This is a genomic window from Stenotrophomonas sp. KH_036_B, from assembly GCF_057839485.1.
Genome location: NZ_CM174491.1, coordinates 2,058,232 through 2,072,244, shown reverse-complemented (window position 1 = coordinate 2,072,244; position 14,013 = coordinate 2,058,232). Strand labels below are relative to the sequence as shown.

The 14,013-nt window shown below is 66.5% G+C and carries 11 protein-coding genes; all 11 read left to right on the top strand.

Going from position 1 to position 14,013, the window contains the following annotated elements; translation table 11 throughout:
* Nucleotides 1-16 precede the first annotated feature (16 nt).
* The 11 genes from flgE to AC3ITN_RS09410 all read left to right on the top strand — a co-directional run bounded on the left by flgE (nt 17) and on the right by AC3ITN_RS09410 (nt 13,300).
* The gene (gene flgE, locus AC3ITN_RS09460; protein ID WP_489392763.1) at nt 17-1,240 is read left to right on the top strand and encodes a flagellar hook protein FlgE; all 1,224 of its coding nucleotides are present in this window, start codon (nt 17-19) and stop codon (nt 1,238-1,240) included.
* 32 nt (nt 1,241-1,272) lie between these two features.
* Nucleotides 1,273-2,025: a flagellar basal body rod protein FlgF gene (locus AC3ITN_RS09455; RefSeq protein ID WP_313341859.1), complete on the top strand. Its 753-nt coding sequence runs from the start codon at nt 1,273-1,275 to the stop codon at nt 2,023-2,025.
* Between the two features lie 105 nt (nt 2,026-2,130).
* Nucleotides 2,131-2,916 (top strand): flagellar basal-body rod protein FlgG, encoded by a 786-nt coding sequence (flgG, locus tag AC3ITN_RS09450; protein ID WP_313341861.1) that lies wholly within the window; start codon nt 2,131-2,133, stop codon nt 2,914-2,916.
* 22 nt (nt 2,917-2,938) lie between these two features.
* On the top strand, nt 2,939-3,631 hold the full coding sequence (flgH, locus tag AC3ITN_RS09445) for a flagellar basal body L-ring protein FlgH (protein WP_313341863.1): 693 nt from the start codon (nt 2,939-2,941) through the stop codon (nt 3,629-3,631).
* Nucleotides 3,632-3,716: 85 nt separating this feature from the next.
* Complete coding sequence (locus AC3ITN_RS09440) at nt 3,717-4,775, top strand: flagellar basal body P-ring protein FlgI (protein WP_313341866.1); 1,059 nt, start codon at nt 3,717-3,719, stop codon at nt 4,773-4,775.
* Nucleotides 4,775-5,998, top strand: a complete 1,224-nt coding sequence (flgJ, locus tag AC3ITN_RS09435; RefSeq protein WP_489392762.1) for a flagellar assembly peptidoglycan hydrolase FlgJ — start codon at nt 4,775-4,777, stop codon at nt 5,996-5,998. Before AC3ITN_RS09440 ends, flgJ begins: the two co-directional genes overlap by 1 nt.
* A gap of 8 nt (nt 5,999-6,006) precedes the next feature.
* A complete protein-coding gene (gene flgK, locus AC3ITN_RS09430) occupies nt 6,007-7,884 on the top strand; it encodes a flagellar hook-associated protein FlgK (protein ID WP_313341871.1) in 1,878 nt (625 codons plus the stop codon).
* A complete protein-coding gene (gene flgL, locus AC3ITN_RS09425; RefSeq protein ID WP_489392761.1) occupies nt 7,881-9,086 on the top strand; it encodes a flagellar hook-associated protein FlgL in 1,206 nt (401 codons plus the stop codon). The genes flgK and flgL overlap by 4 nt, the downstream gene beginning before the upstream one ends.
* Before the next feature lie 247 nt (nt 9,087-9,333).
* Nucleotides 9,334-10,506: a flagellin gene (locus AC3ITN_RS09420; RefSeq protein WP_489392760.1), complete on the top strand. Its 1,173-nt coding sequence runs from the start codon at nt 9,334-9,336 to the stop codon at nt 10,504-10,506.
* A gap of 192 nt (nt 10,507-10,698) precedes the next feature.
* The gene (locus AC3ITN_RS09415) at nt 10,699-11,916 is read left to right on the top strand and encodes a flagellin (protein ID WP_489392759.1); all 1,218 of its coding nucleotides are present in this window, start codon (nt 10,699-10,701) and stop codon (nt 11,914-11,916) included.
* Nucleotides 11,917-12,079: 163 nt separating this feature from the next.
* A complete protein-coding gene (locus tag AC3ITN_RS09410; RefSeq protein ID WP_489392758.1) occupies nt 12,080-13,300 on the top strand; it encodes a flagellin in 1,221 nt (406 codons plus the stop codon).
* Nucleotides 13,301-14,013 lie beyond the last annotated feature (713 nt).

The following is a 14,013-nucleotide window of genomic DNA, read 5'->3' as shown; positions in this document are numbered from 1 at the left end:
ATCCAAGGAGAACCCCATGGGCTTCAACATCTCGCTGTCCGGCATCAATGCCGCCAATGCCGACCTGAACGTCACCGCGAACAACATCGCCAACGTCAACACCACCGGCTTCAAGGAATCGCGCGCCGAGTTCGCCGACCTGTTCTCGGCCACCAGCTACGGCCTGTCCAAGAACGCCATCGGCTCGGGCGTGCGCCTGAGCAACGTCGCCCAGCAGTTCTCGCAGGGCAACAACGAGCAGACCGGGCGCAGCCTGGACATGGCCATCTCCGGTGAGGGCTTCTTCACCATGAGCATGAACGGTGCCCGCGTGTACTCGCGCGCCGGCAACTTCCAGACCGACCAGGCCGGTTACGTGACCAACCCGCAGGGCGCGCGCCTGCAGGTGTTCGCGCCGAACGCCGACGGCACCAGCTTCGACAGCGGCCGCCTCACCGACCTGCAGCTGCTCACCACCGACAGCCCGCCCAAGCAGACCGGCAAGGTCAACGTGGCGTTCACCCTGCCGGCAAACGCCAAGCAGCCGACGCTGGCGACGTTCGACCCGACCGATTCCAACAGCTACAACCAGTCCACCGGCGGCATCACCGTGTATGACTCGCTGGGCGTGAGCCACACCCAGACCTCGTACTTCGTCAAGACCGCCACCGCCAACGAGTGGCAGGTCCACAACTATGTCGACGGCCAGGCGGTGGGCACGCCCTCCACCCTGACCTTCAACGACGCCGGCGCCCTCACCGCCCCGGCCAACGGTCAGATCGTCATGGACCCGTTCACCCCGACCACCGGCGCCGGCACCCTGGCGATGACCCTGGATGTCTCGGGTTCCACCCAGTACGGCGAGAAGTTCGCCCTGCGCAACACCCAGCAGGACGGCTACGCCGCCGGCAAGCTCAATGAAATCACCGTGTCCGAAGAAGGCGTGGTCTACGCGCGCTACACCAACGGCGACGACAAGCCGCTGGGCCAGGTCGCACTGACCACCTTCAACAACTCCCAGGGCCTGGAAGCCAAGGGCAACAACCTGTGGGTGGAAACCTTCAGCTCCGGCACCCCGCGTACCGGTGCGCCGGACAGCTCCAACCTGGGCAAGGTGCAGGCCGGTTCGCTGGAAGCGTCCACCGTCGACCTGACCGAGCAGCTGGTCAACATGATCACCGCGCAGCGCAACTTCCAGGCCAACTCGCAGATGGTCTCCACGATGGACCAGATCACGCAGACCATCATCAACATCCGTTGATGAGCCACTGACCGCAGCACGGGAACACAACGATGGACAAGGCTCTCTACGTCGCGATGACCGGTGCACGCGCCTCCCTGCAGGCGCAGGGCACGCTGTCGCACAACCTGGCCAACACCGATACCCCCGGATTCAAGGAAGCCCTCGCCAATACCGAGGCCTTCCCGATCAAGGGCACCGGCTACGCCTCGCGCGTTGATGCCCTGCACGTCGACGCCGGCTTCAACCGGCGCATGGGCGCGCAGCACATCACCGGCAACGCGCTGGATCTGTCGCTGCAGGCCGGCAACTGGCTGGCGGTGCAGGCGCCGACCGGCGGCGGTGAAGCCTACACCCGCGGCGCATCGCTCTCGATCACGCCCAATGGCCAGCTGGTCACCGCCGGCGGCCATCCGGTGCTGGACGAGAACGGCGCCCCGATCGCGGTGCCGCCGCACCAGGCCATGGACATCGGCAATGACGGCACCATCTCGATCATCCCGCAGGGCGAAGGTCCGCAGACCATGGCCGTGATCGGTCGCATCCGCGTGGTGCAGGCCGAGGATGCGCGGCTGGAACGCGGGCTGGACGGTCTGATGCGCAACACCGATCCGCAGCAGCCCTTCGTGCAGGCCCAGGGCAAGTCGCTTGAAAGTGGCCAGCTGGAAGGCAGCAACGTGGACGCCGCCGGGGCGCTGGTGCAGATGATCCAGCTGCAGCGCCAGTACGAAATGCAGGTGAAGGTGATCAAGCACGGCGACGAAAACGCCCGCAGCGCCAATTCCCTGCTGCGCCTGGGCAGCTGATCCGGGGCCGCGACGTAATTCCGGCGCGGTTCTGGCACGCGCCATGCATGAGCCAAGACAACGGCCCCGCCAGGTGGCCACCCGCACCAACACAGGAACAACGCCATGAACCAGGCATTGTGGATCGCAAAGACCGGACTGGATGCGCAGCAGACGCGCATGTCGGTGGTGTCCAACAACCTCGCCAACACCAACACCACCGGCTTCAAGCAGGACCGTGCCAGCTTCGAAGACCTGCTGTACCAGCAGGTGCGCCAGCCCGGCGGTTCCTCGTCGGCGCAGACGCAGCTGCCCAGCGGCCTGCAGTTGGGTACCGGCGTGCGCGTGGTGGCGACCTCCAAGAATTTCGAACAGGGCAGCCAGCAGCAGACCGGTCGCGCCCTGGACGTGATGGTCAACGGCCGCGGCTTCTTCGAAGTGCAGATGCCCGACGGTTCGTCGGCCTACACCCGCGACGGTTCCTTCCAGCGCAACCAGGATGGCGAGCTGGTTACCAACAGCGGCTACCCGGTACAGCCGGGCATCCAGATTCCGGAAGGCGCGCAGTCGCTCACCATCGGCACCGACGGCACCATCAGCGTGAAGATGGCCGACGACGCCGCGTCGGTCGAGATCGGCGCACTGACCCTGACCGACTTCGTCAATCCGGCAGGCCTGCAGGCACGCGGCGAGAACCTGTTCCTGGAAACCACTGCGTCGGGCCCGGCCCAGAACGGCAACCCCGGCCTCAACGGCCTGGGCAGCGTGGTGCAGGGCGCGCTGGAAGGCAGCAACGTCAACGTGGTCGAAGAGCTGGTGTCGATGATCGAAACCCAGCGCGCCTACGAAATGAACGCCAAGGCCATCTCCACCACCGACTCCATGCTCGGCTACCTCAACAACAACGTCTGATCGGCCGAACCGGGAACCTGCCATGTCGCCTCTGCGCCCTACCCTCCGCCTGCTGCTCGCCAGTGCCGTGATCGCCCTGCTCGGCGGCTGCGTGATTGCTGGCGACGTGCGCCCCTACCCGGCCATGGCGCCCATCGTCCCCGTGGTTGCGCCGAGCGCGCCAGCCACGGCCGGTGCCATCTACGCCGCCGGCCCCGGCCTGCAGCTGTACTCGGACCGCCGCGCACGCGATGTGGGTGACCTGCTCACCATCACGCTGACCGAATCCACCACCGCGCAGACCACCGCCAACACCAGCACCAACAAGGAATCGGAAGTGAGCATCGGCTCGCCGACCATCTTCGGTGCACCGGTCACGCTGGGCGGCAAGGACATCCTCAGTGCCAGCGCCGCCGGCACCCGCGACTTCACCGGCAAGGGCACCAGCGCGCAGAGCAACCGCCTGCAGGGCAGCGTGACCGTCACGGTGATGCAGCGCCTGCCCAACGGCAACCTGGTCGTGCAGGGCGCCAAGAACCTTCGCCTGAACCAGGGCGATGAGCTGGTGCAGGTGCAGGGCATCGTGCGCGCCGCGGACATCTTCCCCGACAACACCATTCCTTCCAGCCGCGTGGCCGATGCACGCATCGTCTACGGCGGCCGCGGTCCCGTCGCCCAGTCCAATGCCATGGGCTGGTTGAGCCGCTTCTTCAACTCGGCGCTGACGCCGTTCTGAGGCTGATATGAAGAGCATTTTTTCGATGATTTCCGCGAATCCACGCAGGGCGTGGATCTACGTCATTGCTGCGTCCCTGCTCTGCATGTCTTCGGCTTCGGCAGAGCGCATCAAGGACCTGGCCCAGGTCGGCGGCGTGCGCGGCAACGCGCTGGTCGGCTACGGCCTGGTGGTGGGCCTGGATGGCAGCGGCGACCGCACCAGCCAGGCGCCCTTCACCGTACAGAGCCTGAAGAACCTGCTCGGCGAGCTGGGCGTGAACGTGCCGGCCAACGTCAACCCGCAGCTGAAGAACGTGGCCGCCGTGGCGATCCATGCCGAGCTGCCGCCGTTCGCCAAGCCGGGCCAGCCAATCGACATCACCGTCTCCTCCATCGGCAACGCGGTATCGCTGCGCGGCGGTTCGCTGCTGATGGCGCCCCTGCGCGGTGCCGACGGCCAGGTCTACGCCATCGCCCAGGGCAACCTGGTGGTCGGCGGCTTCGGCGTGCAGGGCAAGGACGGCTCGCGCGTGTCGGTGAACGTGCCCAGCGTGGGCCGCATCCCCGGCGGCGCCACCGTCGAGCGCGCCCTGCCCGACGTGTTCAGCGCCGGCGGCGAAATCACCCTGAACCTGCACAAGAACGACTTCACCACGGTGTCGCGGATGGTGACGGCACTGAACAGCGCATTCGGCGAAGGCGCGGCGCGCGCCGTGGACGGCGTGACGGTGGCGGTGCAGTCGCCCAACGACCCCGGCGCCCGCATCGGCCTGCTGGCCCGCATCGAAAACCTCGAACTCACCCCCGGCACCGCGCCGGCCAAGGTGGTCGTGAATGCACGTACCGGCACCGTGGTCATCGGCTCGCAGGTGCGGGTGGGCGCTGCCGCCATCTCGCATGGCTCGCTGACGGTGACCATCAACGAGAACACCAATGTCAGCCAGCCCAACGCGTTTGCGGGTGGGCAGACCGTGGCCAGCCCGCAGTCGACCATCACCGCCACCAACGACGGCAGCCGCATGTTCAAGTTCACCGGCGGTACGACGCTGGACGAGATCGTGCATGCGGTGAACGCGGTCGGCGCGGCCCCGGGCGATCTGATCGCGATCCTGGAAGCCCTCAAGCAGGCCGGCGCGCTGAGTGCCGAACTCGAGGTGATCTGATGCGCATCCAACCGTCCCTGGAGCTCAACCCTGCCCAGGCCAACAGCCCGGCCAAGGTCGACAAGGTGGCGCGCCAGCTGGAAGGCCAGTTCGCGCAGATGCTGGTCAAGAGCATGCGTGATGCCAGCTTCGGCGACTCGCTCATGCCTGGCGAAAACACGATGTTCCGCGACATGTACGACCAGAAGATCGCTGAAGCCATGACCCGTGGCCGCGGCCTGGGTCTGTCGGCGATGATCTCGCGCCAGCTCGGCGGCGGCGACGGCGAGACCGCCAAGCCCACCGACACCAGCCTCAACCCGGCGGCCGCGCTGCGCGCCTACCGGCTCAATGCCCCGGCCGCAGCGCCGATCGCACTGCCCACCGGCAGCGCACCGGCGGCCGCGCCGAGCGAAGTGAACCTGCTGCAGCAGCTGGGCGGCGGTGAACCCGCGGCCGTCCTGCAGCCGATGGAACGCGCGCTGGACCTGATCGCCGGCCGCGAAAGCAGCCAGATGCACGAGGCGATCGGCCGCAGCGATCCCTACGGTGCCCTGCCCGCCGCCGATCCGTCCACCCAGAACTGGGCCATGGCCGATGACCGCTGGCGGGAGGTGGGCGCCACCGCCTCCGCTGCGGCACCGACCGCGGTGGACACGCTGGCCGGCAGCACCGCCGCCGCCCAGCTCGGCCCGCACACCCCGGAAGGGTTCGTGGCCAGCATCTGGGGCCACGCCCAGCAGGCCGCACGCGAACTGGGTGTGGACGCCAAGGCGCTGGTCGCCCAGGCCGCACTGGAAACCGGCTGGGGCCGCAAGCTCATCCAGCGCAATGGCGGCGGCAGCTCGCACAACCTGTTCGGGATCAAGGCCAGCGGCTGGAGCGGCGAGCGCGCCACCACGGGCACCCATGAGTACGTCGATGGCGTGCGCCGCAACGAAACCGCCAGCTTCCGCGCGTACACCTCGGTCAGCGACAGCTTTGCCGACTATGTGAAGCTGCTCAAGAACAGCCCGCGCTATCAGAACGCGCTGCAGGCCGGCGGCGATGTCCGCGGCTTCGCGCAGGGCCTGCAGAAAGCCGGCTACGCCACCGACCCCAGCTACGCGGCCAAGATCGCCGCGATCGCCGGCGGCCCGACCATCGAGCGCGCCATCGCCGCCGTGGGCGATGCCAGCCAGCGCCTGGGACGCACTTTTGCCAGCACCGCCAGCCCTGCCGGGCTGGGGGCAATCCGTCGTTGAGGTAACCCATGTCCGTACTTTCCACCGGCACCAGCGCCCTGCTCGCCTTCCAGCGGGCCCTGGCGACCACCAGCCATAACGTCGCCAACATCAACACGCCCGGCTACAGCCGGCAGAAGGTGGACTTCGCCACCGCCACCCCACAGAACCTGGGGTATGGCGACATCGGCAACGGCACCCGCATCACCGACGTGCGCCGCGTGGCCGACCAGCTGGCGATTTCGCGCCTGCTCGACAGCAGCGGCGAACTGGCACGCCTGAAGCAGCTGTCCACCCTGGCCGATCGCGTGGATTCGCTGTTCTCCGATACCGCCACCAATGTATCGGGCGTGTGGTCGAACTTCTTCGATTCGGTCAGCGGCCTGTCGTCCAACGCCTCGGGCACCGCCGACCGGCAGAACCTGCTCGACAACGCCGGCACGCTGGCCAGCCGCTTCAAGCAGCTCAACGAAAGCCTCAACACGCTCAACGGCGAGGTCAACAACGGCCTGATCGCCGGCGCCTCGGAAGTGAACCGCCTGGCCGCCGAGATCGCCCAGCTCAACGGCGCCATCGGCAGCAACGCGAATACTGCCGCGCCCGACCTGCTTGACCGCCGCGACCAGCTGGTGGCCAACCTGATCGGCTACACCGGCGGCACCGCGGTGATCCAGGACGGCGGCTTCATGAACGTCTATACCGCCGGCGGCCAGGCCGTGGTGGTGGGCACCACCGCCAGCAAGGTCACCACCGTCACCGACCCCTACCAGCCCGAACGGCTGCAGCTGGCGATGGAGACCCAGGGCCAGAAGATCACCCTGGACCCGAAGAGCCTGGGCGGCCAGATCGGCGGCCTGCTCGAATTCCGCACCACCGTGCTCACCCCGACCCAGGCCGAGCTGGGCAAGCTCGCCGTGGGCCTGGCCAGCAGCTTCAACGAGACCCATCACCAGGGCGTTGATCTGTACGGCAACATGGGCGCGGACTTCTTCAGCTACGGCAGCCCGCGCGTGACCGGCAATACCGGCAACACCGGGTCGGCCAGCTTCAGCGCCAGCTTCGGCGACCTGTCCAAGCTGGATGGCCAGAACATCGTGCTCAAGTTCGACGCCGGCACCTGGCAGGCGACCCGTGCCGATACCGGCGCTGCGGTGCCGATGACCGGCACCGGCACCGCGGCCGACCCGCTGGTCCTCAACGGCGTGTCACTGGTGATGTCCGGCGCCCCGGCGCAGAACGACCGCTTCCTGCTGCAGCCGACCGCCGGCGTGGCCGGCACGCTGGCGGTGGCCATCACCGACACCTCGCGCATCGCCGCCGCCGCTCCCGTCAAGGCCGCGGCCGGTCTCACCAACACCGGCACCGGCAAGGTCAGCGGCGTGGCGGTGACCGACTACGCCAATGCGAACCTGCGCAATCCGGCCGCGATCGTGTTCACCAGCGCCACCGAGTACACCGTCGATGGCACCGGGCCGTTCACCTACACGGCCGGCCAGACCATCAGCGCCAACGGCTGGAGCTTCGTGCTGGATGGTGCGCCCAAGCTCGGCGACAGCTTCAACATCAGCCCCACCCCGGCCGGCTCCAGCGACAACACCAATGCCCTGCTGCTGGCGAAGGTGGAGGACGCCAAGACCTTCAACGCCGGTACCGTCACCCTCAACGGCGCACTGGGCGGCCTGACCACCCTGGTCGGCTCGGCCGCGCGTGGGGCCGACTACTCGCTGCAGGCCCAGCAGGTCATCACCGACCAGGCGCAGGCCTCGCGCGACTCGGTGTCCGGGGTGAACCTCGACGAGGAAGCCGCCGACATGCTCAAGCTGCAGCAGGCCTACCAGGCCGCGTCGCAGCTGATCTCCACTGCCGACACCATGTTCCAGACCATCCTCGGAGCCGTTTCGCGATGAACAACCGAATCTCGACCGGGATGATGTTCAACCAGTCCATCTCGATGATGATGGCCAAGCAGAGCAAGATGAACCACCTCGAACAGCAGCTGGCCACGGGCAAGAAGCTGGTGAGCGCCAAGGACGACCCGGTCGCGGCCGGTACCGCGGTGGGGCTGGACCGCGCCGTGGCCGAGCTGGACCGCTTCGCCCGCAATGGCGACGTGGTGCAGAACCGTCTGGGCCTGCAGGAAAACGCGCTGGCCCAGGCCGGCGACATGATGGCCCACATCACCGAGCTGACCATCCAGGCCAACAACCCGGCCCTGTCCGCGGCCGACCTCAAGTCGATCGCCTCCGAGCTGAAAAGCGTGCGTGACGGCCTGCTGTCGCTGGCCAACAGCACCGACGGCACCGGCCGCTACCTGTTCGGCGGCACCGACGACGCCGATGCGCCGTTCAAGCTCAGCAATGGCGTGGTCACCTACAACGGGGACCAGACCCAGCGCCAGGTGGAAGTGGCACCGGACACCTTCGTCAAGGACGCCCTGCCCGGCAGCGAGATCTTCCTGCGCATCCGCACCGGCGACGGCACCCTGGACGGCAGCGCCGCCACCACCAACACCGGCACCGGCGTGCTCACCACCTTCGGCCGCGACCCGGCCTCGGGCAACTGGGACGGCGCCAGCTACACCCTGCGCTTCACCGGCCCGGATGCCTACGAAGTGGTGGATGCCAGCAATACGGTGGTCAAGACCGGTGCGTTCAAGGCCGGCGATGACATCACCTTCGCCGGCGTTTCCATGCGGATCGAGGGCGAACCCAAGACCGGCGACAGCTTCGGCATCGGCACGGCCGACGCACGCGACATCTTTGCCACGCTCGACGGCATGATCACCGCCCTCGACAACGCCGCCGACGACCCGACGTCCGTGGCCCGCCAGCAGAACATCCTGCAGTCCGGCATCCGCGACGTCGCCCGCGCCTCGGAGAAGTTCATCGACGCGCGTGCGGCCGGCGGTGCCCAGTTGAAGGCCATCGACGATGCCGGCGCGCTGCGCGATGCCAACGGCGTCACCCTGAAGACCACATTGTCCGCGATGCGCGACCTGGACTACGCCGAAGCCATCGGCCAGTACCAGCTCGAGCAGATCTCCCTGCAGGCCGCGCAGACCATTTTCACCCAGATGCAGCAGATGTCGTTGTTCAACGCCATCCGCTGACATAGCGCGCACGCCGGGCGTCTAACGCCCCGCATTGCAGGCTGTTGCGCGCATTCCGGAGCCGTTCCGGATGCGCGCAACCCCCGACCATCACCCCCACCGGGTGATGTTTTCCGCGTTTTTTTCTCAAGCCTCCGGCATTACCGCCGTTATCTCTCCTGCAACAGCTGCATCCGCCACGGATGCGGTCTCTGCGTCAACTCCGGGTGCACGCCGTGGCCGGAACTTGCCCACAGGAAAGAGATAAATGGCACAAGTAATCAATACCAACGTGATGTCGCTGAACGCTCAGCGCAATCTGTCGACCAGCGGTTCCAGCCTGGCCACCACGATCCAGCGCCTGTCCTCGGGCCTGCGCATCAACAGCGCCAAGGACGACGCCGCCGGCCTGGCCATCTCCGAGCGCTTCAGCACCCAGATCCGCGGCCTGGACGTGGCCGTGCGCAATGCCAACGACGGCATTTCGCTGGCGCAGACCGCCGAAGGCGCGATGGTCGAAATCGGCAACAACCTGCAGCGTATCCGTGAGCTGTCGGTGCAGTCGGCCAATGCGACCAACTCCGACAGCGACCGCGAGGCGCTGAATGCCGAAGTCAAGCAGCTGACCTCGGAAATCGACCGCGTCTCCCGCCAGACCAACTTCAACGGCACCAAGCTGCTGGACGGTTCGTTCTCCGGTGCCCTGTTCCAGATCGGCGCCGATTCGGGCCAGACCATCGGCATCAACAGCATCGTCAACGCCAGCACCTCGGAGCTGGGCAATGGCCTGTACGCCGACAAGCAGACCTCGACCGCGGCGCCGATCACCGGCACCGCTACCGCCAAGGGCACCGTCAGCGCCATGGAAATCAACGGCATCGCCATTGATGCCGTGGACGTCGCCGTGGGTGACAAGGCCGCCGACGTCAGCAAGAAGCTGGTCAACGCGATCAACGACAAGATGGACCAGAGCGGCGTGTATGCCTCGCTGGACAAGGATGGCAAGCTGGAACTGACCTCGCTGAAGTCGGGCAAGGATTTCGAGTTCACTGCCGCCACCACTGACGCCGCCGGCCTGACCATGGCCATGGCCGGCCTGGCCGACGCTGATGCCGACGCCCGTGACACCGTCAGCGGCGTGGACATCTCCTCGGTGGCCGGTGCGCAGAAGGCACTGTCGATCGTTGACGATGCCCTGAAGTCGGTGAACTCCTCGCGCGCCGACATGGGTGCGATCCAGAACCGCTTCACCTCCACCATCGCCAACCTGAACACGACCTCGGAAAACCTGTCCGCGTCGCGCAGCCGTATCCGCGACACCGACTACGCCAAGGAAACCGCCGAACTGACCCGCACGCAGATCCTGCAGCAGGCCGGTACCGCGATGCTGGCCCAGGCCAACCAGTCGCCGTCGAGCGTGATGAGCCTCCTGCAGGGTTGATGCCTGCGGTGGGTGTGTAACGAAGAACCCCGCGAAAGCGGGGTTTTTTGTTGACAAACGAAAAAACGCACGTCCGGGCCTAAAGGTTCCCGCCGGGGTGTCGTTAATGATTTCAACCAGGGCACATCGCCCACTGCCTCCCCCGAGGCACCCCAACCAAACCGCATCACCTTCGTACCCAGGAGCACGGAAATGGCACAAGTCATCAACACCAATGTGATGTCGCTGAACGCACAGCGCAATCTGTCGACCAGCGGTTCCAGCCTGGCTACCACCATCCAGCGCCTGTCCTCGGGCCTGCGCATCAACAGCGCCAAGGACGATGCCGCCGGCCTGGCCATCTCCGAGCGCTTCAGCACCCAGATCCGCGGCCTGGACGTTGCCGTTCGCAACGCCAACGACGGCATTTCGCTGGCCCAGACCGCCGAAGGCGCGATGGTTGAAATCGGCAACAACCTGCAGCGCATCCGCGAGCTGTCGGTGCAGTCGGCCAACGCCACCAACTCCGACAGCGACCGCGAGGCGCTGAACGCCGAAGTGAAGCAGCTGACCTCGGAAATCGACCGCGTTTCCCGCCAGACCAACTTCAACGGCACCAAGCTGCTGGACGGCTCCTTCTCCGGCGCCCTGTTCCAGGTCGGCGCCGACTCGGGCCAGACCATCGGCATCAACAGCATCGTCAACGCCAGCGCCAGCGCGCTGGGCGGCGCCAAGTTCGACAAGAACACCTTCACCGTCGCCGCACCGGGCACCAATGCCGGCGCGACCATCAAGGGCATGGAAATCAAGGGTGCTGACGGCAAGTCGTACAAGCTGGACGACATCGAAGTGAAGGCCGGCGTCGACGCCGCCGCCACCCAGAAGGCCACCGCCTCCGCCATCGCCGCCGCCATCAACGCCAAGATGGACCAGACCGGCGTCTACGCCTCGACCGATGCCGCCACCGCCGGCAAGCTGGACCTGACCTCGGTGCAGAACAACGTCGCCGACGACGGCACCTTCAATGCCATCGCCGTGACCATGGGCACCTGGACCGGCGCCACCGCACCGACCGCGCCGACCCCGACCGCCGACGCCACCGGCCTGACCGCGCAGTTCGCCAGCAACCTGAACATCTCCACCTTCACCGGTGCCCAGCAGGCCCTGTCGATCGTCGACAAAGCCCTGACCGCCGTGAACTCCTCGCGTGCCGACATGGGTGCGATCCAGAACCGCTTCACCTCCACCATCGCCAACCTCGGCACCACCTCGGAAAACCTGTCCGCATCGCGCAGCCGCATCCGCGACACCGACTACGCCAAGGAAACAGCCGAACTGACCCGCACGCAGATCCTGCAGCAGGCCGGTACCGCGATGCTGGCCCAGGCCAACCAGTCGCCGTCGAGCGTCATGAGCCTGCTGCAGGGCTAAGCCCCGCCGCTGGTGTGGATCACGAAAACCCCGCTCCGGCGGGGTTTTTTGTTGCACCGGCTAAAGGTTTCCGCCGGCGTGTCGTTAATGATTTCAACCAGGGCACAACGCCCACTGCCCCCCAAGGCAGCCTACCCAACCCGCATCACCCAGGAGCACGGAAATGGCACAAGTCATCAACACCAATGTGATGTCGCTGAACGCACAGCGCAATCTGTCGACCAGCGGTTCCAGCCTGGCTACCACAATCCAGCGCCTGTCCTCGGGCCTGCGCATCAACAGCGCCAAGGACGATGCCGCCGGCCTGGCCATCTCCGAGCGCTTCAGCACCCAGATCCGCGGCTTGGACGTTGCCGTTCGCAACGCCAACGACGGCATCTCGCTGGCCCAGACCGCCGAAGGCGCGATGGTTGAAATCGGCAACAACCTGCAGCGCATCCGCGAGCTGTCGGTGCAGTCGTCCAACGCCACCAACTCCGACAGCGACCGCGAAGCGCTCAACGCCGAAGTCAAGCAGCTGACCTCGGAAATCGACCGCGTCTCCCGCCAGACCAACTTCAACGGCACCAAGCTGCTGGACGGCTCCTTCTCCGGCGCCCTGTTCCAGGTCGGCGCCGACTCGGGCCAGACCATCGGCATCAACAGCATCGTCAACGCCAGCGCCAGCGCCCTGGGCGGTGCCAAGTTCGACACCAGCACCCTGGACGTCGGCGCACCGGCGACCAACGGCGACGTGACCATCAAGGGCATGACCATCAAGGGCGCCGACGGCACCGCCTACACGCTGTCGGACATCTCGGTGAAGGCCGGCGTCGACGCCGCTGCCACCCAGAAGGCCGCCACCGCCGCCGTTGCTGCCGCCATCAACGAGAAGATGGACCAGGCCGGCGTGTACGCGACCGTCAATGCCACCGCAGGCAAGATCGACCTGACCTCGGTCAAGAACAGCGTCTCCGACACCGGCACGTTCAACGCCATCACCGTCACCGCGGGCACCTGGACCGGCATCACCGCGCCGACCCCCGCCACCCCGACGACCGCCGTCGCCGGCGCCGCCCTGGCCACCAAGTTCGCCAGCGACCTGGACATCTCCTCGGTGGCCGGTGCCCAGCAGGCGCTGTCGATCGTAGACAAGGCGCTGACCTCGGTGAACTCCTCGCGTGCCGACATGGGTGCGATCCAGAACCGCTTCACCTCCACCATCGCCAACCTCAACACCACCTCCGAAAACCTGTCGGCATCGCGCAGCCGCATCCGCGACACCGACTACGCCAAGGAAACCGCCGAACTGACCCGCACGCAGATTCTGCAGCAGGCCGGCACCGCGATGCTGGCTCAGGCCAACCAGTCGCCGTCGAGCGTGATGAGCCTGCTGCAGGGTTGATGCCTGCGATGGCTGTGTAACGAAGAACCCCGCGAAAGCGGGGTTTTTTGTTGTGTGTGGGATGGGGTTGTTTGGGGGTGAGCGCCGGACGGATGGCCAGGATCGTGTTCGATAGGTTTTGGACGGGTTACGTTGATCTTCGTTCCGGGGTCATGAACGCCTGACGGGCGGCTTCGGCAGGTCTAAACGCCGGACGAATCATGAGCAGCGGTGTTGTATCGGTTTCGGATGCTTGTGCCGCGCTTCGCGCGGTTGCCACGCAGGGCGTGGCACTACGTCACCGCTACGTGCCCATTGAGATTTAAAGCAGTCCAATGGCCCGTATTGCTACGTGGCCATTGAGATCCAAAGCAATACACCCGTCGGCCCGGGTCATTGCCGGTTGCCTGTGTTTTGTCATAGGCCACCAGCCACCTGTCAAAGGGTCGGCGGCGGTGGGGTTGCGGGACCGTAGAAAACATGGGCCCGGCGCATGCGCCGGGCGGGTTGGGCAGGATGCCCAACCCCGGCCTTGCCGTGTACGCAGGATTGCGTACACGAGCAAGTTTTCTACGAGCCCCCATGGACGTATTCACGGCGTGTCCCGCAAACCCACCGCCGCCGGCCCTACGCGACGTCATCAGCAAACCAAGGCTTCGGCTTCGGCTTCGGCTTCGGCTTCGGCCTTACAAAACGTGATCCAAACAACGTTTTTCAGCGCCTATCGATTAAAG

What these genes read in the sequence shown, in the direction of transcription:
- flgE (WP_489392763.1), top strand. Translation starts at nt 17, where the DNA reads ATGGGCTTCAACATCTCGCTGTCCGGCATCAATGCCGCCAATGCCGAC.
- AC3ITN_RS09455 (WP_313341859.1), top strand. Translation starts at nt 1,273, where the DNA reads ATGGACAAGGCTCTCTACGTCGCGATGACCGGTGCACGCGCCTCCCTG.
- flgG (WP_313341861.1), top strand. Translation starts at nt 2,131, where the DNA reads ATGAACCAGGCATTGTGGATCGCAAAGACCGGACTGGATGCGCAGCAG.
- flgH (WP_313341863.1), top strand. Translation starts at nt 2,939, where the DNA reads ATGTCGCCTCTGCGCCCTACCCTCCGCCTGCTGCTCGCCAGTGCCGTG.
- AC3ITN_RS09440 (WP_313341866.1), top strand. Translation starts at nt 3,717, where the DNA reads ATGTCTTCGGCTTCGGCAGAGCGCATCAAGGACCTGGCCCAGGTCGGC.
- flgJ (WP_489392762.1), top strand. Translation starts at nt 4,775, where the DNA reads ATGCGCATCCAACCGTCCCTGGAGCTCAACCCTGCCCAGGCCAACAGC.
- flgK (WP_313341871.1), top strand. Translation starts at nt 6,007, where the DNA reads ATGTCCGTACTTTCCACCGGCACCAGCGCCCTGCTCGCCTTCCAGCGG.
- flgL (WP_489392761.1), top strand. Translation starts at nt 7,881, where the DNA reads ATGAACAACCGAATCTCGACCGGGATGATGTTCAACCAGTCCATCTCG.
- AC3ITN_RS09420 (WP_489392760.1), top strand. Translation starts at nt 9,334, where the DNA reads ATGGCACAAGTAATCAATACCAACGTGATGTCGCTGAACGCTCAGCGC.
- AC3ITN_RS09415 (WP_489392759.1), top strand. Translation starts at nt 10,699, where the DNA reads ATGGCACAAGTCATCAACACCAATGTGATGTCGCTGAACGCACAGCGC.
- AC3ITN_RS09410 (WP_489392758.1), top strand. Translation starts at nt 12,080, where the DNA reads ATGGCACAAGTCATCAACACCAATGTGATGTCGCTGAACGCACAGCGC.